The organism is Alteromonas sp. AWJ4_199, assembly GCF_056159165.1.
Genome location: NZ_JBSWUR010000001.1, coordinates 1,871,563 through 1,892,755, shown reverse-complemented (window position 1 = coordinate 1,892,755; position 21,193 = coordinate 1,871,563). Strand labels below are relative to the sequence as shown.

The 21,193-nt window shown below is 45.1% G+C and carries 13 protein-coding genes; 8 read left to right on the top strand and 5 right to left on the bottom strand.

Annotation, left to right across the window (positions count from 1 at the left end; genetic code table 11):
- The first annotated feature begins 69 nt into the window (after positions 1-69).
- Together ggt and ACXAER_RS08290 are read left to right on the top strand one after the other, a co-directional pair.
- Entirely contained in the window at positions 70-1,761 is a 1,692-nt protein-coding gene (gene ggt / locus ACXAER_RS08295; protein WP_474828271.1) for a gamma-glutamyltransferase, read from the top strand.
- Between the two features lie 184 nt (positions 1,762-1,945).
- On the top strand, positions 1,946-2,872 hold the full coding sequence (locus ACXAER_RS08290; RefSeq protein WP_474828269.1) for a Dyp-type peroxidase: 927 nt from the start codon (positions 1,946-1,948) through the stop codon (positions 2,870-2,872).
- Between the two features lie 77 nt (positions 2,873-2,949).
- Here ACXAER_RS08290 and ACXAER_RS08285 read toward each other — a convergent pair whose 3' ends face one another.
- From ACXAER_RS08285 to ACXAER_RS08270, 4 genes are all read right to left on the bottom strand, one after another.
- Positions 2,950-4,026, bottom strand: a complete 1,077-nt coding sequence (locus ACXAER_RS08285) for an adenylate/guanylate cyclase domain-containing protein (RefSeq protein ID WP_474828267.1) — start codon at positions 4,024-4,026, stop codon at positions 2,950-2,952.
- A gap of 166 nt (positions 4,027-4,192) precedes the next feature.
- Positions 4,193-5,473 (bottom strand): glutamate-1-semialdehyde 2,1-aminomutase, encoded by a 1,281-nt coding sequence (hemL, locus tag ACXAER_RS08280; protein WP_474828265.1) that lies wholly within the window; start codon positions 5,471-5,473, stop codon positions 4,193-4,195.
- A 4-nt stretch (positions 5,474-5,477) separates the two neighbouring features.
- On the bottom strand, positions 5,478-6,491 hold the full coding sequence (locus ACXAER_RS08275) for an aspartate carbamoyltransferase (protein WP_474830538.1): 1,014 nt from the start codon (positions 6,489-6,491) through the stop codon (positions 5,478-5,480).
- Positions 6,492-6,635: 144 nt separating this feature from the next.
- Complete coding sequence (locus ACXAER_RS08270; protein ID WP_474828263.1) at positions 6,636-7,295, bottom strand: TetR/AcrR family transcriptional regulator; 660 nt, start codon at positions 7,293-7,295, stop codon at positions 6,636-6,638.
- A 129-nt stretch (positions 7,296-7,424) separates the two neighbouring features.
- Here ACXAER_RS08270 and ACXAER_RS08265 point away from each other — a divergent pair, with 129 nt between their 5' ends.
- From ACXAER_RS08265 to ACXAER_RS08255, 3 genes are all read left to right on the top strand, one after another.
- Positions 7,425-8,564 (top strand): efflux RND transporter periplasmic adaptor subunit, encoded by a 1,140-nt coding sequence (locus ACXAER_RS08265; RefSeq protein ID WP_474828261.1) that lies wholly within the window; start codon positions 7,425-7,427, stop codon positions 8,562-8,564.
- The gene (locus ACXAER_RS08260) at positions 8,564-11,710 is read left to right on the top strand and encodes an efflux RND transporter permease subunit (protein ID WP_474828259.1); all 3,147 of its coding nucleotides are present in this window, start codon (positions 8,564-8,566) and stop codon (positions 11,708-11,710) included. Before ACXAER_RS08265 ends, ACXAER_RS08260 begins: the two co-directional genes overlap by 1 nt.
- 164 nt (positions 11,711-11,874) lie before the next feature.
- Positions 11,875-12,570: a DUF2982 domain-containing protein gene (locus ACXAER_RS08255; RefSeq protein WP_474828257.1), complete on the top strand. Its 696-nt coding sequence runs from the start codon at positions 11,875-11,877 to the stop codon at positions 12,568-12,570.
- Positions 12,571-12,609: 39 nt separating this feature from the next.
- Here ACXAER_RS08255 and ACXAER_RS08250 read toward each other — a convergent pair whose 3' ends face one another.
- The gene (locus tag ACXAER_RS08250; RefSeq protein ID WP_474828255.1) at positions 12,610-15,729 is read right to left on the bottom strand and encodes a hybrid sensor histidine kinase/response regulator; all 3,120 of its coding nucleotides are present in this window, start codon (positions 15,727-15,729) and stop codon (positions 12,610-12,612) included.
- Between the two features lie 359 nt (positions 15,730-16,088).
- Between ACXAER_RS08250 and parC the strand changes: the two genes are divergently transcribed.
- From parC to ACXAER_RS08235, 3 genes are all read left to right on the top strand, one after another.
- Positions 16,089-18,374 (top strand): DNA topoisomerase IV subunit A, encoded by a 2,286-nt coding sequence (gene parC, locus ACXAER_RS08245; RefSeq protein ID WP_474828253.1) that lies wholly within the window; start codon positions 16,089-16,091, stop codon positions 18,372-18,374.
- A 63-nt stretch (positions 18,375-18,437) separates the two neighbouring features.
- Positions 18,438-18,977, top strand: coding sequence for a heme NO-binding domain-containing protein (locus tag ACXAER_RS08240; RefSeq protein WP_474828251.1), 540 nt, complete (start codon positions 18,438-18,440; stop codon positions 18,975-18,977).
- A gap of 11 nt (positions 18,978-18,988) precedes the next feature.
- The gene (locus ACXAER_RS08235; protein WP_474828249.1) at positions 18,989-21,157 is read left to right on the top strand and encodes a putative bifunctional diguanylate cyclase/phosphodiesterase; all 2,169 of its coding nucleotides are present in this window, start codon (positions 18,989-18,991) and stop codon (positions 21,155-21,157) included.
- Positions 21,158-21,193: the final 36 nt, after the last annotated feature.

Here is a 21,193-nt window from a genome sequence, read left to right as displayed (position 1 = left end):
ACGCTACACTATGAACCGATAGACTAACGCTAGATTTATTATCGGCAACGTTTTAGTAAAAGGACGGTTATGATTGCAAGTGTGCGACTTCTACCTTTGATACTGGCTTTCTTTAGTATCAGCTGTTTGGGCTACGACAGAATAACGGGGCATCCCTTTGCAAGTCGCTCAGAAGTTATTGCAAAGAACGGCATGGCAGCAACAAGCCAACCATTAGCTACGCAAGTGGCGTTGGATATTTTAAAACAAGGCGGCAGCGCGGTTGACGCGGCCATTGCAGCCAATGCCATGTTAGGTTTAGTTGAGCCTACAGGCAGCGGTATTGGCGGCGACCTATTTGCCATTGTGTGGGATGCAAAAGAAGAAAAGCTAGTAGGCTTAAACGCATCTGGCCGCTCACCCAGACAGCTAACTAAAGCGGTGTTTGCCGAGCGTGGTTTGCATCAAATTCCAAAATTTGGTCCGCTACCCGTTTCTGTCCCTGGCGCTGTAGATGGCTGGTTTGCACTACACGAAAAATTTGGCAAGCTGCCCATGTCTGCGCTGCTTACCCCATCTATCAAATATGCCCGTGAGGGGTTCCCTGTTTCAGAAGTCATTGCCTATTACTGGCAGATGAATTACGAGCGAATTGGTCACTATGACGGCTTTGCTGAGACTTTTCTTATTGACGGTAAAGTACCGCGAAAAGGCGATGTTTTTAAAAACCCTGGGTTAGCCGTGACCTATGAAAAAATTGCAACAGGTGGGCGAGATGCTTTTTATAAGGGCGATATCGCACGCACTATCGATGCTTACATGAAGTCTCAAGGCGGCTTTTTGTCATACCAGGATTTGTCATCGCATACCTCGGAGTGGGTAGAGCCCGTTTCTTCTAACTATCGAGGGTATGATGTGTGGGAACTCCCGCCCAACGGACAAGGCATAGCGGCACTACAGATTCTTAATGTGCTTGAGCACTATGATATCGAAGGAATGGGGTTTAACTCAGCAGACTACATCCATACCTTTGTTGAAGCCAAGAAGCTCGCCTTTGAAGATCGCGCTAAGTTCTATGCGGATCCAGACTTCAACGATATTCCAGTCGAATGGCTAATTTCGAAAGAGTATGCCGCTAAGCGTCAGAAGCTCATAGATAATGAACGCGCAGCGAATCGCGTTGATGCGGGTATTTATGAAGGAGATACCATTTATCTGACCGTTGCTGATAAAGAGGGCAATATGGTGTCCTTAATTCAAAGTAACTACCGTGGAATGGGCTCAGGCATGACACCTCCAGGGCTAGGTTTTATTCTTCAAAATAGAGGTGAGATGTTTACGCTTGAAGAAGGGCACTTTAACGAATATCGCCCGGGAAAGCGTCCATTTCACACCATTATCCCGGCTTTTGTAACAAGAAACGGTAAGCCAGTGATGAGCTTTGGCGTGATGGGCGGTGGAACTCAGCCCCAAATGCATGCGCAAATTATTGTAAACATTCTCGACTTTGGAATGAATTTGCAGGAAGCGGGGGATGCTCCACGCATACTGCACAGTGGGTCGAGTAGCCCAACGGGTGCGTTGATGACTGATGGTGGCTATGTGAGCTTAGAATCAGGGTTCAGTGAAACCGTTCAGCGAGAGCTAATGGAGCGGGGGCATAAGCTTCAACGCGTGGTAGGCGCGTTCGGTGGCTATCAGGCCATCGCTTGGGACGAGCAGAAAGGTGTCTATTTTGGCGCTTCAGAAACGCGAAAAGATGGACAAGCCGCGGGCTATTAAGCACACTAGTGTAAATAATAGGCGGCGGAGTTAATTTGTTCCCCCGTTTGCTGCTTCGATTTAAAGGGTTTCAAAGTTTGAAGCAGCCGCTACACTTTACAATAAGGTTCGCACAACAAAGCGCGGCGAATGATCGCCAGCAGCGAAACGTCAGAACAAGGCGTTGATAACAACAAGAGCGGCAATGACACAACCACAAAAAGGCCTCTGCGCTGAGCCAAATTTACATGCACAGTATTTATTACTGAACGTCATTGATGACGATAGCCAAGCCGTACGCGCCAAACTATCTCGCGTGCTGGATATATTCGAGCATTTTGAGAATGAGCACTACGAAGCCATGGTAACCGGCGTTGTCGCTATTGGCACCGGTTACTGGGCTGAGGTATACCCCGGTTTGATACCTGTTGAGCTTGCCCCTTTTCCTGATATGCAGTGTGAAGACAGAAGCGCGCCCACCATGCCTTGCGATCTCTTCATTCAAATTCGCGCTGATAGGCTGGATATTTGTCATGCGGTTGGCATTGAAGTGATGGATTTGTTGCGTATTCATGTAGAACTGGTAGAGCAAATAAGAGGGTTTAGGTACTTAGATGGGCGTGACCTCAATGGGTATCTTTATGGCTCGGATAACCCTCGTGGCATGAAGCGTAGACAAGTCGGGATTATTGGCGAAGATGACCCTGATTTTAGCGGTGGCAGCTATGTTCACATACAACGCTATCGCCATGATTTAAGGCGCTGGAATAGTCTTTCAAGCCGTCAGCAAGAACAGGTGATGGGCACCACGCAAGAACACAATTTGGTAAGTAGCGAACAGTCTGAATCTTCGCATTGTGTTAGGGCAAGCACTGTTGCGCCGGATGGCGACGAACCAAGGCTAATTAAGCAAGGCATGCCATACGGTGATATGGCCTCTCAAGGTTTATTCTTTGTAAGCTGTAGTGCCAGTGCGCGGCCATTTAAACAGATGCTCCACAGCCAAATATACGGCAACGGAGAGGGCGACTATGATCGCTGGTTGGACTTTACCAGTGCTGAAACAGGTGCTGCATTTTTTGCTCCTTCGATCACTTTTATTCGTCAGCAGGCAAAGCTCTCAGGAAATTAAATTTGCAGGCTTTGTGTCAATAGTGGGTAATGACCTACGTGTACTGGAATATTGGTTATGAGCCAAGTCTGAAACAATTAGAGGACCAGAGCGCCATCCCAATCTTCACTGAGTTCTAAATTTTGATAAACTTGACAAACGTCCAGATGATGTTTCGCTAGAGAGTCATTGGGACTGATTGCTAACGCTGCCTCAAAATAGACAATTGCTTCTTCCCATTGCTGGTTAACTCTGCACGCTAAACCCGTCGCTATCTTTGCTTGCACCGCAAGTTTCTTTTCTTGCTCTTCCTTTGGCAGGTGACTAAGTATTTCATATATCTCGATTGGCGCTTTTCTACCCTTAACCCTAACCCAATCAAGGAGACGGGTTTTAAGAGATTCGTCAGGACCGATAATTTGAAGCACCTGTGCACTAACAATAATATCGGCTTTATACTTAGGCGTAAGGGCTTCTAAACGAGAGGCGATGTTAACACTATCACCTATAACCGTGGTGTCCATCCTATCTTCTGAGCCCACTGTTCCCATAATGACTTGGCCAAAATGGATGCCTATCCCCATGTTAATAGCTTCGTAATCGCAGTTTTTTCTATGCCCGTTATAGATAGTTAGCGCTTTTCGTAAATCTAACGCAGCTTTAACTGCATCTAACGCTTTTTGTTTAGGGGTTCCACCTTGGTGGTCGAATAGCGCCATTATGCCGTCGCCCATAAACTTATCAATAAAACCGCGATTTTGGTGAATGGGGTCGTTCATTCGCGTAAAGTAAGAATTAAGGAAGTTCATTAACTCTTGCGGCGTAATCCGCTCACTAAAACCGGCAAATCCACGGATATCACAAAACATTATAGCGACATCGTTCTCAGCCGCGTAGCCAAGCTCGAGTGACTCTACTTCGGTAGTAGCCATATGCTCTACAAATTGACGGGGAACAAACTTTTGGAAAGTTTGAGTGAGTTTTAAAGCTTCATCGGCGGCCGCCTGAAATCGAGCCTGGTCTGCAGCTTGAAGTGTGGCAGCATGCCTACTTGTGTTACGTGAAAGTGCTCTTTGTAAACGATACTTAAAACGCCTGCTTCGCCTCACATAAAGAACGCTTACAACAATGCTATAAATTCCAAGCGAAAAAAGGGCATATAATTGCCAATCCATTGTTAACCAAACCTTTCAATTTCCTAAAGAAAAACAACTCAAAAAGAATGAAATTTAAGCTGCTAAGGAAGTATAAAGGAGAAAACGGCGTTAACATACAGTTTTTAGTTACATTTATACTAGTGTTAGCGCCGAGAGTTAATAAATACTTTAAGCAAAAATGAGCTTATAGAGTTGAGAAAACTTTATCTGCTGCAGCAAGAGTTTTTTCAATGACCTCTGCATCGTGCGCTTTAGAGACAAAGCCTGCTTCGTAAGAAGCGGGAGCCAAGTAAACACCTTGCTCTAACATACCGTGATAAAACTTATTAAACTGCTCTGTATTGCAGTTAATCGCTTGCTTATAGTTAGTAACTTTCTCTACGTCTGTAAAGAATATCCCAAACATACTTCCAGCAATGTTAGTAGTTAGGCTGATATTGTGTTTGTCAGCTAGTGCCTGAAATCCATCAACTAGTTTTTGTGTATTCTCGAAGATGGAATCGTAAAGGCCTGCCTGTTTAATTTGGGTTAATGCAGCAAGACCTGCCGCCATGGCAACTGGGTTGCCTGAAAGCGTACCAGCTTGGTAGATAGGGCCGGTTGGCGCGATATGCGTAATGATATCGCGGCGACCACCGAAACAGCCCACTGGCATGCCTCCGCCAATCACCTTACCTAGACAGGTTAAGTCAGGTTTAACCTTGTAGCGCTCCTGAGCGCCGCCACGAGATACGCGGAAACCTGTCATCACTTCATCAAAAATAAGCACGCTGCCGTACTTATCACAGATCGCGCGAAGCCCTTCAAGAAAACCCTCTACAGGAGGGATACAGTTCATGTTGCCAGCCACTGGTTCAACGATAATGCAGGCGATATCATCGCCGTGAGCTTCAAAAACCTCTTTAACGCTGTCTAGGTTATTGTATTCAACCGTAAGAGTATGTTCGGCTACGCTGGCAGGGACACCTGGTGAGCTAGGCACACCAAGGGTTAATGCGCCAGAGCCAGCTTTAACTAAAAGTGAGTCTGCATGTCCATGATAGCAGCCTTCAAACTTAACAATTTTGTTTCTGCTGGTGTAGCCGCGAGCAAGACGAATAGCTGACATGGTGGCTTCTGTGCCAGAGTTCACCATGCGCACCATCTCCATGGATGGAACCAGTTCGCTAACCAATTCAGCCATAGTCACTTCAGCTTCAGTAGGCGCGCCAAATGAGAGGCCGTTGTATGATGCTTCAATTACGGCCTCGCGAATTTTTGCATTATTGTGACCTAGTACCATCGGCCCCCAAGACTGAATGTAGTCAATGTATTGCTTGCCATCCGCATCCCACATATAAGCGCCGTCAGCTTTAGTAATGAAGCGGGGTGTACCGCCTACCGCTTTAAATGCGCGAACAGGTGAGTTTACGCCACCAGGAATGGTTTTTTGGGCGCGGGTAAATAGGGCTTCAGATTTTTGCATGTAATTACTTACTCTTATTGCTGTACCAAACTACGTCACGCTCATACTTAGTGAGAAGGTTTTCTACACCTAGAGTAAGCGCAAACAAAGCCATTCTTACAAGCACCCCATTGTCGGTTTGCCTAAAAATAGCGAGGTTTGGGTTAAGGTTTAGATCGTTATCTAATTCGTTGGCTTCCATACGTGAATCTCGTGGAAGTGGATGCATGATAACTGTCTTCGACTGAAAATGTTTCGTGTAGATTGACTGGTTTAAACGGAACTTACCTCGGTATTTGTTCGCTTCTTCTTGAGAAGGAAAGCGCTCTTCTTGGATACGTGTTTGATAGCATATATCCGCATCCATATTTCCTTCGAGCGTGTCCGTGATAGTAAGTTGATGTCCAGCGTTTTCTATTGCGTCAATAATTGGTTGAGGCATGGCCAGCTCTTTCGGCGAAATGAGCGTAAAGCGAATGTTTTTAAACAAACATAACAAGCGAGATAATGAGTGTACCGTTCGACCGTATCGCAGATCGCCAATCATTGCGATATGTAAACCATCAATACCGTGACCGTTGTACTCGAGCTCACGTTTAATTGTGAATAGATCTAAAAGTGCTTGGGTGGGGTGTTCGTTTGCGCCGTCTCCCCCATTAATTACAGGCACTCGACTACCTTCTGCAAACTCAGCAACGGAGCCGGCTGCAGGGTGTCGCATGGCAATAATATCAGAGTAGCCGCTGAGCACGCGGGCGGTATCATAAAGTGATTCGCCTTTAGCCAGTGCAGAGCTCGACATACCGGTAGTTTCTCTTACTTCGCCGCCTAAAAGATTAAAAGCAGTGCCAAAGCTCACGCGGGTACGCGTGCTAGGTTCAAAGAATAGATTGCCGAGAATTGCGCCGTCTAATACGGTCGTGCGCTTTTGTCGCTTGGCATAAGGCTTCATGGAATTGGCGACTGAGAAGACTTTCTCAATGGCGTCGCGATCGAATTGATTAACCGAAAGAATGTGGTTACCGGTAAAGTCAGACATGCGCTTCTCAATCATCAACGAAAACGCCGCTAGTTTATAATACCGCAGGTGCTAAGTCATTAGCGCAAGGTTAATCTTGTTTTACGTTTCTCTTTGTCTGCTAGCTTATCAAACCTTTATTTAAGCTAATCGAGAAGGTTCTTATTATTTAAGGTGTTTGTCACTTTGCTGCGTGTAATGAGAAAAAAGCAGCAGGATTTTTTCTGCGGCACTATCAACGTGCGTCTTGATTTCGTCGTCTGTCAGCGGAGACTTTATGCCACATAACATCATGGTGTGGTACTCGCCCTTTAGTAGCGCGCAATAATCCACAGCAAGTTGCTGTGCAACCTCAGCGTTCAAGCTACCTTGTCCAAATTTCTCAATCACTGAGCTTAGTGTAGCGAGTGAAGCCTCAGGGCCTGCTTGATAAAAAAGTGTAGCTACGTGTGGGCTATTCACCGCTTCGGCTATAATTACGCGGAATATAGCGATAGCTTCAGGGTCTTGTAGGAGGCGTACAAACTGACAGCCCACTTTTTGTAAGCACTCAAACAGTGAAAGTGAGCCTAATGAGGCGTCGATGAGTTGTTGAGTATCGAGTTGATACGCTCTGCATTTTGAAGAGATAGCCGCTTTGAAAAGAGTATCTTTATTCTCGAAATGAGAGTAAACAGTCTGTTTTGATACTCCAGAGGCCTTAGCCACAGTGTCCATTGATGTATTGGCAAATCCTTCCTTTAAAAACAGGCAGGACGCAGCATGCAGTACAAGGTGATACTTCTCTTCACTCTTTGGACGGCCTTGCTTCTTGGTGTTTGCCACGTAGGTTCTCTCTGTATTGATGAATATTTAAATATCATACTGGACGGTCTAGTATTTATATACTAGCATAGCACAATAAGTATGCAAATATAGCCGGAAATGTTCGCTAAATCGGTTAAAGGAACTGTTATGACTGCTGCAAATAAGCCGCTTAAAGGTGGTAAATTCACGTTAATAATTTCGATTGCCGTTTTCACTGCAGCTTTAATTATTCTTTTAATGACGGCAGGTTTGGGCAACGCAACACAAACGCCAGAGGCAAGGCTGCCCGTAACAGTGTCTACAGGCCAAGTAAAAATTCAGTCAGGCTTTGAAACACCCATTAATGTGTTTGGCTTAGTTGAATCACCCAAGGCAACATCGTTATCGTTTGATGTCGCTGGTCAAGTAACCCAAATGCTTGTTGATGAAGGCGAAGTGGTAAAGAAAGGCGATATACTTGCTCACCAAGATTTGCAGCGCCTAAATGCAAGAAAGCGTGAGTTACAAGCCGCGCTCGAGCGAGCAAACGCTGACCTTACACTTGCTAAAGTTAATAGTGATAGAACCACTTCATTGGTGGAGAGAAAGCTAGAGTCAGCACAACGCTTAGACGAAGCAAAAGCGAATTTAAATGTCGCTAAGGCCCAAGTGAGTGAAATACAGGCCGCCTTAGAATCTCTTAATGTGGAAATAAGAAAAACCACACTTCTTTCTCCGTTTGATGGTGTAGTTAATCGTCGGTTTTTCGATGAAGGGAGTGTGGTGAATCCAGGCAGTCCTGTGTTTGGTATTACAAGTACTGAAAACTATCAGGTGCGCTTTGCGGTGCCCGCGGAAGTTGTTGAGCAGTTTGACGATAATAAAGCCGTGCTCGTGAGAGTTGGAGATACCGATGTTACGGGAACGGTAACTCAGCGTCTTCCCGTTCGCAATGTACAAACTCGAACTGTGGATATTCTTGTTACCCTTAATAACAATGAAAAAGTTCGTCCAGGTGATATGGCAATATTGTCTGCGTTACGTTCACACTCCGAAACTGGTACATGGCTTCCAGTTAGTGCGTTAAGTAATGGACTTAGAGGGTTATGGCGTGTGTTGGTTTTACCAAGTAAGGGAAGCCCTACGTTGCAAGCGCGTGTAGTCGAAGTGGTATACACCGATGGAAACAAGGCGTTTGTTCGGGGTGCACTTGAAGATGGCGATATTTACGTTGACGAAGGCACGCACAAACTTGCGCCCGGACAAAAGGTAGCCTTTCCCAATCAGCAAGAAACCGGGGCGCATTAATGAAGTCATTCAATGTCGACACCGATAAGCCTTATCCTTGGTACACGCTTTTTTACCGACGCGGCCATTTGCTGATTTTAAGTCTGTTGATTTTGATCACCGCAGGCTTATCCGCGCTAGGCTCACTGCCGCGAATAGAAGATCCTCGAATTGATACAAGAAACGCGCTGATCATCACTCAATATCCAGGAGCTTCAGCCGAGCGTGTTGAAGCTTTGGTCAGTGATGTACTTGAAGACAGGTTAAGAGAAATATTTGAAATTAAAGAAGTGAAATCCACCTCTCGAGCAGGGATTTCCATCATATTAATTGAAACCCAAGACTGGATTGATAACACTAGTAACGAGCAGCTATTTAGCGAGATCCGCGATGCATTAGGTGATGCCGCCGAGTCCTTTCCAGAAGGCGCGATGGCACCGATATTTGACGAAAAGCGTGGTGCAACCGCTTTTACCTTGCTCCTTTCTGTTCGAGCCGACCATTTTGATAATACTCCTATTACGCTAACTGCTCGATTGGCCCAAGAACTTACCGATCGACTTCGCAATGTTAACGGAACCGAGTTGGTGCGCGTTTACGGCGCACCGCAGGAAGAAATTAGTGTAAATATTGACCCTATTAAGCTCGCCGCTACAGGGCTTACACTTCAGCAGGTCAGCAATACAATTAGCCGAGCCGATCCCAAATTGCCAGCGGGTATGCTGAACACCGAGCAAAGCAACGTGCGCTTTACAGTAGGAGAGGGCTTAAATGGCGTAAATATGATAGCGTCTATTCCTTTGGTGAACGCACAGGGCCGCTACTTGAGGGTAGAAGATGTGGCGGCGGTAGAGCGCAGTTACACCACGCCTAGAGGCGAAGTAGCCTTTTTGAATGGCGAAGAATCAATTTTTGTTGCAGCCCGTATGCAGCCTTCACTGCGCTCTGATGTGTGGACAAAAAATGCATTAGCGGTAGTAGAGCAATTTAATAATGAATTCAGCGGAACGTTGACTGCGACAGTCGCATTTGAGCAAAACGAATATACGGCTAACCGCCTTGCTGACTTGTCGATGAACCTGCTTATGGGGTGTGCCGTTGTCATGATGGTCATTCTACTGTTTATGGGATTTCGAGCGGCGTGGATTGTGGGTTTAGCACTGCCATTGTGTGCGGCCTTTGCTTTGTTTTCGTTAAGCTTTTACGGCGAACAAATACATCAAATGTCTATTTTTGGGATGATTATTGCCATCGGCTTGCTTATTGATAACGCCATTGTAATCACCGATGAAATACGCATTAATCTGCAAGATCCTAACCTGACAAGGGTGGGAGCAATGGCTAAAAGTGTGTCTCACCTATTTGCGCCACTATTGGCTTCAACACTTACTACCATTCTTGGCTTTATGCCAATTTTTCTTCTTGATGGAAATATTGGTGATTTCGTAGGGCCAATAGCAATTAGCGTGGTTATGGCGCTGATTGGTTCACTGTTCATCTCGCTGACTATTATAGCTGCGTTGGCCGCTCGCTTTTTACCTAAGCACGATAATGACTCGGTCCGTGAAAAGGCATCACCATCTTGGTGGAAAGTTGGGTTACAAGCACCACAGCTTAGTTTTGCCTTTAAAAAACAGCTAGGTCGCTGGATTAAACAGCCTATTTTCGTGCTGCCGGTCGTTGCCTTACTTTGCTTGTCCGGATTTGTGCTGTCCACAACACTTGCTAACGTGTTTTTCCCAAGTGCAGATAGGGATCAATTTGAAGTCTACCTGTGGACGAAAGAAGGAAGCAGTATAGATAACACTACTCATTATGTTAAAAAAATTGATACCGCAATTCGCGGCGAACAAGGGGTGAAGCAAGTCAGTTGGTTGGTGGGGGGATCAGCGCCGTCGGTCTATTACAATCAAACAATGACCCGCGACAACATGCCGTATTTTGCAAATGCGGTTGTGTCGACAAACACGGTAGAAGACACCGTAGCGCTGGTAGGTAAGCTGCAGCACTCCCTTGATAGCGAGTATCCTGAAGTACAGATTGTAGTACGAACCTTTGGACAGGGGCCGCCTATTGCTGCGCCTGTCGAAGTAGAAATCTTCGGCCCCGATCTTAACATACTGAACGATCTAGGCGATAAAGTGCGTATGCTGATGTCACAAGTTGACGGTATATCTCAGTCGATCACCAGTATTTCAATGGCTGAACCTGAACTTAAAATAAATACTGACAGCGATAATCTGTCTTATCTCGGCTTAACGCTTTCTGAGCTTGCCAATCAGATGCAAATTAACTTTTCGGGGATTACAGGCGGCTCTGTGCTGGAAAGCACTGAGGAAATTCCCGTTAGAGTGCGACTTGATGAGGCATACAGACAAAACGTTGCGGGTGTGGATGCTATGCCCATACCTGTCGCCGGTGAAAGTGGTATCTCATGGTCGCCTCTAGCTGCTGTGACGAATTTAACACTTCGGCCAGCCACTAGCAGTATCACCCGTGTAGATGGAGAAAGGCTTAATCGTATCCAAGCATTTTTGCTTCCCGGTGTACCGGCAATTGATGCCAGTAATCAGTTAAGAGATTTGCTTGAAAGCCGCCTTATTTTGCCCGAGGGATACAGCATCCATTTGGCAGGCGATGCAGACGAGCAACAGCAGGCGTTAGGCAAGCTTGCTACCTATGCTCCGGTTTTATTAGTGCTAATGGTCACCACGCTCATTTTAACCTTTACTAGCTTGCGTATGGCTGGCGTTATTGCGCTTGTTGCTGTTTTCTCGGTAGGGTTGGGAATGTTTAGCTTGTGGATTTCTGGTTTGCCAGTTGGATTTAACCCTCTACTTGGTTGTGCTGGGCTTATCGGCGTTGCAATCAACGGCTCGATAGTCGTCATTGCGGCCATTAATGCTAATCCTGCAGCAAAGCAAGGCGATACCAAAGCCATTGTTGAAGAAACCATGAGCTGTAGCCGTCACATACTTTCGACAACATTTACAACGGTAGGCGGCTTAATACCGCTGTTGTTGTTCAGCGAGGGGAGTTTCTGGCCGCCGCTAGCTGTTGTCCTTGCTGGTGGGGTAGGCTTCTCTGTTATCTTATCGCTAGTTTTTACGCCGACTATAGTGGCGGCATTTCAGCGGTATCGCTATAGAAATAACACATTAGCTTAATTTTAGGGTTAAACTATCCCTTTTTAATAGGCGTATAAGAGAGTGTTGTTAGCGTATGCGAAAATCAAACCCAATTTTGCGCTGGTGGCATACTGACTGCGTAAAATGCAAACGCGTTAGACTCTATATTGTTTGGGCTGTAGTTATGTTGATGGTGTATTTATATGTCTGGCACTAGTGTTGAACCTATCTATATCCGAGCTGCGTCAAAAAGTAACGGCATTACTAGCCTAGTTTTAGGCTGTGTAGGGCTATTTGTTGCAGCATTGTGGCTGGTCTTTTTGCCAGATTGGCTATTTTTAGCCGGTATCTTTATGACAAGTGCGGCACTGGTGTGTTTGTTGGTCGGCTATTTTAAGGTGCGCGAACCAGACTATAGTTTAGAAATAGCCAGAGATTACATCACCTATCGCCATCGTCTCGGGAGTTGGCGAATTCACTGGGACAACCTACAGCGCGCAGATTGCCCACGTGTGCGCCATGGGTTAGATCACGTGCCCCTAGAGACAATCGGTTTCAAAATAAAAAGCTACACTGATTTTCTAAACACAATATCACCTAGGCTTGCTACACATTTATTGATGGAGCAGCGGCCTCTGCTAATGCAAAATACTGACGAAGGCTGTGCGTCGGGAAGTTGTTACGAACAATCGATGTTTGACGATAATCATTACGTTATGGAAGACGGCACTATCATTAAGGGAATAAAAGCCATGTTAGCTCACCGAATGGTAGAGCTACGAAAACGACTTGGTTTTGATATTTTTATAGCTAGTTCAGAGTTAGATAGGGACGCCAGCGAATTTGCCAGGCTAATCGCCGAATGTCAGCACACTCGGCAGTCTTTTCAAAACGATTAAGCCACGCTGCACTTATCGTGCTGCGTGGTGAATCATTCGTTAAGCATTGGTATTACCCTCTCGTAATACTTTCTTAGCTTCAGCGATAAGTGCGGGTAAGTGCTCATCAACGAGTTTATGTTGGCCTAATTTGAGCGCACTTTCAGTTTCATGGGCGAGGTGCTGCATGCGTGGCAAGCCAGTATAACAACATGCTCCATGAAGCTTGTGTACCTCGGTTTTAAGCTCGTTATAGTCTTGTTCTCCCCACAAGACTGAAAGCGTATCAATAGTTTCTGGAAGCATTGTGATAAAGCTTTCCAACATTTCTTTTGCGGTGTCTTGGTTTTGATTGGCACGTTTTAGCGCAAGCTGCCAGTCAACGGAAGGGATTTCGATTTCTCCTGGCTCAATACTATGGCACCACGACTTGATAAGGTTGATAAGTAACTCTACCTCGATAGGTTTAGGAAGGTAATCATCCATACCTGATGCGAGCAATCGCTCTTGCTCTTCCTTAAATGCGTGTGCGGTGACAGCGATGATGGGCGTGCCCATATTGACAGGAGACTTGCGTATCTCACGAGTTGCCTGTATACCATCCATGCCTGGCATCTGAACGTCCATTAAAATTAGGTCGAACTCTTGTGTCTGACACTGGTTTACGGCATCTTGTCCGCTAATTGTTGTAATGAGCTCAACAGGTGACTGGTCAAGCCATGTGTGCAGAAGTTTCAGGTTCATTTCCATGTCATCAACAGCCAATATTTTCACGTTAGGCAAGCTGCTGATTTTTTCTTGCATGGCGTTTTTCGCTGGCGTTGTGTGTTGGTTTACCAGGCTATCTAGCTTAGTCAACGTTATTGGCATACGTATTTGCGAATGGAAGTGCTGCGATAGGCTAGGGTATTGCGCAAAGGGCTCAGGGCCAGAATACCAGAGTACTCGTTTTTTGGCTGGGAACTGCACAAATTGGCTAAGGTAAGTATCACGCAGTACCATTTTGCTTACCGGTACCGTTGCCATAAAGAAGTCATGCTGGCCGCTTAGTGTAGCTAAATATTCTAAGGACTCCACCGAGGTGACCTTGGCACCCAATATCGACAACATAGTAGCGCTTGAGCGGCGGGTAGCAGGAATGGGGTCGAAAATGACCACGCTTTTCCCTTTCCAGTCTTCGCTACTCGTCAATGAATACTTTTGGCTAAGCTGATTCATGCGAAGGGAAACACTAAACATAGAACCCTGGCCCAGCACACTTTTAAGCGTTAGATCTCCGTTCATCAGGCGAACGAGTTCTCTACTAATAACAAGACCTAAGCCCGTGCCTTGATAGTTGCGATTAAGCGCATCGTCTACCTGAGAAAAAGCGTTAAAAAGCTTTTTCCTGTCTTGCCGGCTAATGCCAATCCCCGTGTCTTCAACGGTAATATTTAACTCGTGGATACCGTGAGGAAGTAAACGCCCATTTACTGATAATGTAATGGTTCCGCTAGACGTAAATTTAAGTGCGTTGCTGAGTAAGTTGTTAAGCACTTGCTTAATGCGAAACACATCGCCTAAAAGTTTTTCAGGTAGTGGTTTTAAGTCAAAAACGAACTCGATACGTTTACTATGCGAAGATTTAGCCATTATTGTGACCATCTCTTCGAGCAATTTATTAGGAGAAAAAGGTTGGTTATTGATTTGAAGTTTGCCCGCTTCAATTTTTGAAAAGTCGAGTACATCGTTAACAATAGTAAGCAGGTTTTCGGCTGCGGTACTGACTATCCGCACCTGTTCTTGCTGGTCAGTAGGCAATAATGCGTTATTGAGTTCTTTACTGAACCCCAGTATTGCATTAAGTGGCGTTCTAATTTCATGACTCATGTTTGCAAGGAACTGAGACTTTACGTTACTGGCCTTAATGGCATCTTTTCGTGCAATGTCTAAACGAGCATTTTGCTCTTCAATAAGTTCAACGTTGTTGCGTAAATCATTGGTTGCTTGTTCCACTTCACTTTCAAGCTGCCCCCTGCTTTTCTCCATCAATGCAAAAGAAAAAAGCCCTGCTTCAAGGAAAACGCCAACTTGGAAGCAGTAGGTAGTAAAATCGTTTGAAGGCAGCACGCCGATAAGGCTTAACATGCCAACAATAGCGCCCGTGGCAAGCATACCCCATGCAAAAATAAAGTATCGTGCCGGTTTGAAGTTATTTAAGAAGGCCTCAAACCCCGCGTAGACATAGCTTAAAATTGCTATAAGCCCAACGCCATACACTAGATTGTTCTTCCACATAGAAGGAAGAAGATCAATAAAACACACCAGTCCCGTCAGTGCTTGGCAGATTAATAATAGGTTAATAATAGGGTGAGCAGTGGGCGAATACTTTTCGGTTTCTAAGAAAGTCTTGGCAAACAGGCCTGAACTGATACCAATAATGACGAATATTAACTCTGAATGACCAGCTAACCAAATGGGGATACCTTGAGTGAACAATAGGTGCGTATGCCCACCCCACACGAATTGCCACAAGATAACCGCTAATATATATCCGACATAAGCAAGCAGGCTTTTTTCTTTCACGCCTAAAAATAGGGCTAAATTATAGATAGCAAGTATGAGTAAGCCGCCGTAAAAAAAGCCCCATAGCAAACTGTCCATTTGGAAATAGCTGCTGTGTAAAAGTTCAGCCTGTATGCGAAGTGGAGCTATAAGGCTTGAAGAGTGACTTTCGATACGTATATAAAGATCGACAGGGTCGCTGTTAGGGAGTTCGACGCGAAAGGTGGGGACGCGAAAACGTTGTTCTTTTTGCGTCTTACCTTGATGGCTCTGGTTAATGACCTTTCCATTTTGTACTAAATAGAAATCAACACTATCAAGTTGGCTAAAGTTTATTGAAAACACCCAGTTCTTGTCGTTTGAAACGTTGGCAACGGATGTAAGCAACCACATACCATTATTGCGAAAGCCAAAATTCGGATTGCCGTGAGGATGCATAAGAAAGTCGTTTCGTCTTCTTGATACATCGCCAATGGTAAGTTGGTAGTCGGTTTCGAATAAAAAGTACAGTGAGTCGGATAAATCTAACGTACTTTGTTCGTCAAAAAGCTGCTCGATATGTTGCGCTTGGGAACAAGAAGGCCAGAAGCTAGCTAGCAAAATAATTAGGAAAGAAAGTGCGCGAAAGGTTGCCATATTATTCTGTACTTTAACTACCATTTAGATAAGGGTTTTATTATTTTTAGGGTGAATATTGAACGGAAACTTCAACCCGTTCTATTTAAACACTCTATTTGCAGAATAACAAAGCAAACAATTAACACATTGATAGCATTTACATTGCAAGGATCTTTGCTAAATAGCAAAGACTGAGAGGCATTGGCTATTTGAAAAGTGGTGACAATTGTTTTCAAAGATTGCACACAAATGCGGTTTACCCCACAATAGCCTAAACGCTCGCGTACATTCAGTAAGTAGTGCGCTACAACACAACGGGAATGACGGCCTTTCTATTACGAGCGCATTGGTATTAATAACAAAACGAAAAAACTATCATGAGTGACGAGATCATCATTAATCGCGATGGGGTAGAGCAACTTCCTCTTCGACGTTTCACCGAAGACGCTTATCTAAACTATTCCATGTACGTCATCATGGACCGTGCTCTTCCGCATATTTCCGATGGTTTAAAGCCGGTACAGCGACGTATTATTTATGCGATGTCCGATTTAGGCTTAAGCGCGAATGCAAAATATAAAAAGTCTGCCAGAACTGTAGGTGATGTACTTGGTAAATTTCACCCACATGGTGACTCTGCCTGCTACGAAGCCATGGTGCTTATGGCGCAGCCTTTCTCATATCGCTATCCCTTGGTTGACGGTCAGGGGAACTGGGGCGCACCGGATGACCCTAAATCGTTTGCAGCCATGCGTTATACCGAAGCTAAGCTTTCTCGATTCTCGGAAGTGCTGTTAAACGAACTTGGCCAAGGCACGGTAGACTGGGTGCCCAACTTCGACGGTACGTTAGAAGAACCAAGTGTATTACCTGCCCGTTTACCGCATATACTACTTAACGGTGTGACAGGTATTGCAGTAGGCATGGCCACTGATATTCCACCGCACAATGTAAGAGAGTTGGCTAACGCATGCGCTATGCTGCTGGACAACAGTAAAGCTGAGCTTAGCGATGTCCTTGAACATGTTAATGGGCCAGACTATCCCACTGAAGCCGAAATTATTACGCCAAAAGCCGATATTAAAAAGCTTTACGAGACTGGGCGTGGCTCAATAAAAATGCGTGCTGTCTACGGCGAAGAGAATGGGGATGTGGTCATTACTGCTCTACCTCATCAGGCGTCTGGCGCCAAGATCCTAGAGCAAATAGCTTCGCAAATGCAGGCGAAAAAGCTGCCAATGGTAAGTGACCTGCGCGATGAATCGGACCATGAAAATCCAACTCGCTTAGTTATTACTCCTCGTTCAAATCGCATTGACGTTACCCAATTAATGCAGCATTTGTTTGCAACTACCGACCTTGAGAAAAATTACCGCGTTAACCTGAACATGATAGGTCTAGACGGTCGCCCTCAGGTTAAAGACTTGCGTACTATTTTATCTGAGTGGTTGCAGTATCGAAAAGATACAGTGACACGACGTTTGCAGTATCGCTTAGATAAAGTATTGGCTCGTTTACATATTTTAGAAGGTTTGTTAATTGCGTTTTTGAATATCGATGAAGTTATCGAAATTATTCGTACCTATGACAAACCCAAGCCTGAGCTGATGTCGCGTTTTGGTTTAAGTGATAAACAGGCCGAAGCCATTTTAGAGCTGAAACTTCGCCACTTAGCCAAATTAGAAGAAATGAAAATTAAGGGTGAGCAGGACGAGCTAGCTGCCGAGCGTGACAAGCTACAGCAACTGCTTGGCTCAGACCGCCGCCTTAAAACCCTCATTAAAAAAGAAATCCTTGCTGACGCCGAGAAATACGGTGACGAAAGGCGTTCACCTATTGTCGAGCGTAGCGAAGCTAAAGCGCTGTCTGAAAAAGAGTTAGTGCCTGCGGAATCAGTTACAGTTGTACTTTCAGAAAAAGGCTGGGCACGTTGTGCAAAAGGTCACGATATTGATGCTGAAGGGCTAAGCTATAAAGCGGGTGATGCTTATTTATCTAGCGCTGAAGGCAAAAGTAATCAACCTGCCGTATTTATGGATAGCTCAGGGCGAACATTCTCGTGCGACGCTCACGGACTTCCCTCTGCACGAAGTCAAGGCGAGCCTTTAACCGGGCGCTTTAGTATTGTTGGTGGGGAATCCTTCCAGCACGTGATTATGGCGCAAGACGAGAGTAAGTTCTTGGTGGGTTCTGATGCCGGCTATGGCTTCGTCGGCACATTCAAAGATATGGTTAGCAAGAATAAAGCGGGTAAAGCCTACTTGTCATTGCCTACAGCAGCGAAAGTAATGAAACCAATGCCAGTGACTAACCCTGACTCTGATTGGTGTTTAAGTATTTCTAACGAAGGGCGTATGCTTATGTTCCCGCTTCGCGACTTGCCAAGTTTAGGCAAAGGAAAAGGAAATAAGCTGATCAATATTCCTTCAGCAAAATCACAGTCTCGTGAAGAGTATGTCAAAGTGCTGACCGTTGTGCCTGATGGCGCGGCCATTAAGGTTGGAGCAGGGAAGCGCAATATGACGTTAAGTGCTGAAGACCTTACCCATTATCAAGGGGAAAGGGGCCGTAGGGGGAATAAATTGCCTCGCGGTTTACAGCGAGTTGATAGCGTAGAAGTAGTGCTATCAAATAAAGACGAAGCACCTGAAGATTTGTTATAAAGTTTAAGTTGTTCTTATGCTTAGGTGAACTACACTCATTAAAGGAATGAATGAGGAATTTACATGTTAGGCATAGTTTTTACATCGTTAATCGACATGCTTGAGGAGAAGGTTTCTCCTGAGTTCGCTGATGATGTCATCATGGAAGCTGGGTTAGAGAACGACGGAGCTTATACCGCAGTGGGTTATTACCCGTTTGAACAGATGCAACGCCTGGTAGGTGTGCTGGTAGAGAGAACGGGTAAATCTGCTAACGAACTCTTATACGATTTTGGTTTTTATTTATTCGGTAAGTTAGGGGCCGTACACGGTGACGTATTAGCCAATACCAATAGCATGCTAGACATGTTGGAGCACTTGGACGGCGATATCCATGTCCAGGTTAAAAAGCTTTATCCAGACGCAGACCTCCCGCGTTTTAAGGTGCTGTCACGCACAGACACCTCCATGCGCCTACAATATTACTCTGAAAGAGAGTTATATCCCCTAGCTGAGGGCTTGATGGACGCCGCTGCAGCCTATTACAACTGCAAACTTGAAAGGGAAACCCATCAACTAGAAACGCCTCACACGTACGAATTTAGCATATCTCTTGTTGTTTAACGGGGGATGTAATGTCAAACGATGCATCCATTGGCAAATCCGTTAATAACGACGCTTTAGCTTTAATTGAGCGTCGTTTAAAGCGAGAGCGAAATGCCAGAGAGCAAGCCGAAAGTTTGCTCAGAGAAAAGACCCAAAGCTTATATGCTACTTTGCAAAAGAGCCAACGCGCGCAAAAGGATTTAGAGCTTGCCCTGTGGGCTTCGCAAGAGTCATTTTGGCGTTGGGAGGCGCAAAGTGATGTAATGGAAATTCGTTCCTTTTCTCTATACTCTGGGAGCGTATCTACATGGTCAGGAACCTTAATTCAGCTTTCTGAGCGAGTACATGAGGACGATTTGGAAGGGCTTCAGTTTCACTGGACCATGGCACTTCACGGCAATCGCGATCGCGTTGAATTTTCCTTTCGTTTAATGCTAGAAAATAGCTACCAATGGGTAAGGTTACGCGGCCGTGTACTAGAGCGGGGTAGCGCGGGCGAAGCACTGCACATTGTGGGAACTACCAAAGATATCACCCAGCAGCGCAAAGCCGAACAATCTTTCCATTTAATGGCCTCTGCGTTCGCTAGTTCAAGAGAGCCTATGTTAGTCCTCTCTCCCGACCTTATTATTACAGAGTGTAATGATGCCTTTATCCATTTACTTGGTATGTCAGTAAAAGAGCAATGTGTAGGGGTGAATTTCAATCAAATATTTATCGCAGAGAAAGTTGATAAAGCGCAATTGGCCATCGATAAGCAGGTTCGATTTGAGTCAAAAATAAAAAACCAAAGCGGCGAAATGAAAGTGGTAGATATTTCTGTGGCTTTGTTCGAAACCTATCAACAAACCTCGACTTATTTAATCGCAACAATGCGCGATATTAGCGATAGAAAACGCAACGAGGCGAAACTTCGCCAACTTGCCCTGCATGACGAATTAACGGGTCTTTCTAATCGTAACTCGCTTCGTGAGTCTATTTCAGAGTTAGTGAAAAAAGTGCAGCCTTTTTCTCTTGTATTTATTGACCTAGATGGGTTTAAAGCCATAAATGATAATGCGGGGCATGAAAGAGGCGATGCAGAACTACAGCGCATCGGTGCGTTACTTACCGGTATGTTCGGTCCCATTGGGGAAGTTGGCAGGTGGGGAGGTGATGAATTTATTGCCGTAGTGCCTAACCAAAATATTGAAGACATTGCCGAACGTTCACAGGAACTTATTAGTCAAATTGAAGAAGACGCCATTGTTGTAAAAGGGACAGAGCTCAGACTGTCGGCCAGTATTGGCATTGCAGAATTTCCAGAACACAGCAACAGCATTGAAGGTTTAGTCCAGTGTGCAGATGCAGCAATGTATCGCGCAAAAGAGCTGGGGAAAGGGCAAACCTTTGTCTATGAGCCAGGGCTTTATGAAAGCATGACGCAGCAGATCAGTATGGTGAACGATTTGCGCAAGGCCGTAGAAAACCACCTTCTTGATTTTTATATTCAGGGTAAATATGACTTAAATGGCGTATTAAAGGGTGGTGAAGTGTTGTGCCGCTGGATCTCTGGACTGCATGGTGTGGTATCGCCAGCAGTGTTTATCCCCATAGCAGAAGAGCACAAGTTAGATAGCGCCATTGGTTTACAAGCGCTAGAAGCGGCATGCGACTACATATCGATAATGGAATCGCAACAAGGCGAAGCTATTCCGCTATCGGTTAATATTAGTGCAAATCAGATGCTCGACCCGGAATTTCCCGACCAAGCAGCCTCCATTTGCATGGATAACAATGTATCGCCCGGATTTATTGAATTAGAGCTTACTGAGTCCGTGTTTATACGAGACGAAAGGTCTGCGCTAAGAGCATTAAATACACTCAGAGAGAGTGGGTTTAGGTTGTCTTTAGATGATTTTGGCAGTGGCTTCTCATCACTTAGCTACCTGAGGAGTTTTCAGTTTGAGGTGGTCAAGGTAGATAAAAGCTTAATTCAAGGTATACACCAAGATAGCAAAGCAAACGCGCTTTTTAATGGTTTAATAGCTATGTTGAAGAGCCTGCAAATAGATGTAGTGGCTGAAGGGGTAGAATTAGAGTCTTATTTACCTTTTATGGAGCAAGCAGATATTAAGTTAATGCAGGGCTTTTACTTTGATAAACCTATGCCTTACGACCAGTTTCTTGCCAGGCATAGCACTGAGCCTAATCGGTAATGTCTTTTGCTCAGCTTAAACAAAAAAAGCCCTAAC

Coding starts and splice junctions, on each gene's coding strand:
- ACXAER_RS08260 (WP_474828259.1), top strand. CDS start 8,564: ATGAAGTCATTCAATGTCGACACCGATAAGCCTTATCCTTGGTACACG.
- ggt (WP_474828271.1), top strand. CDS start 70: ATGATTGCAAGTGTGCGACTTCTACCTTTGATACTGGCTTTCTTTAGT.
- hemL (WP_474828265.1), bottom strand. CDS start 5,473: ATGCAAAAATCTGAAGCCCTATTTACCCGCGCCCAAAAAACCATTCCT.
- ACXAER_RS08265 (WP_474828261.1), top strand. CDS start 7,425: ATGACTGCTGCAAATAAGCCGCTTAAAGGTGGTAAATTCACGTTAATA.
- ACXAER_RS08275 (WP_474830538.1), bottom strand. CDS start 6,491: ATGTCTGACTTTACCGGTAACCACATTCTTTCGGTTAATCAATTCGAT.
- parC (WP_474828253.1), top strand. CDS start 16,089: ATGAGTGACGAGATCATCATTAATCGCGATGGGGTAGAGCAACTTCCT.
- ACXAER_RS08290 (WP_474828269.1), top strand. CDS start 1,946: ATGACACAACCACAAAAAGGCCTCTGCGCTGAGCCAAATTTACATGCA.
- ACXAER_RS08240 (WP_474828251.1), top strand. CDS start 18,438: ATGTTAGGCATAGTTTTTACATCGTTAATCGACATGCTTGAGGAGAAG.
- ACXAER_RS08250 (WP_474828255.1), bottom strand. CDS start 15,729: ATGGCAACCTTTCGCGCACTTTCTTTCCTAATTATTTTGCTAGCTAGC.
- ACXAER_RS08285 (WP_474828267.1), bottom strand. CDS start 4,026: ATGGATTGGCAATTATATGCCCTTTTTTCGCTTGGAATTTATAGCATT.
- ACXAER_RS08255 (WP_474828257.1), top strand. CDS start 11,875: ATGTCTGGCACTAGTGTTGAACCTATCTATATCCGAGCTGCGTCAAAA.
- ACXAER_RS08235 (WP_474828249.1), top strand. CDS start 18,989: ATGTCAAACGATGCATCCATTGGCAAATCCGTTAATAACGACGCTTTA.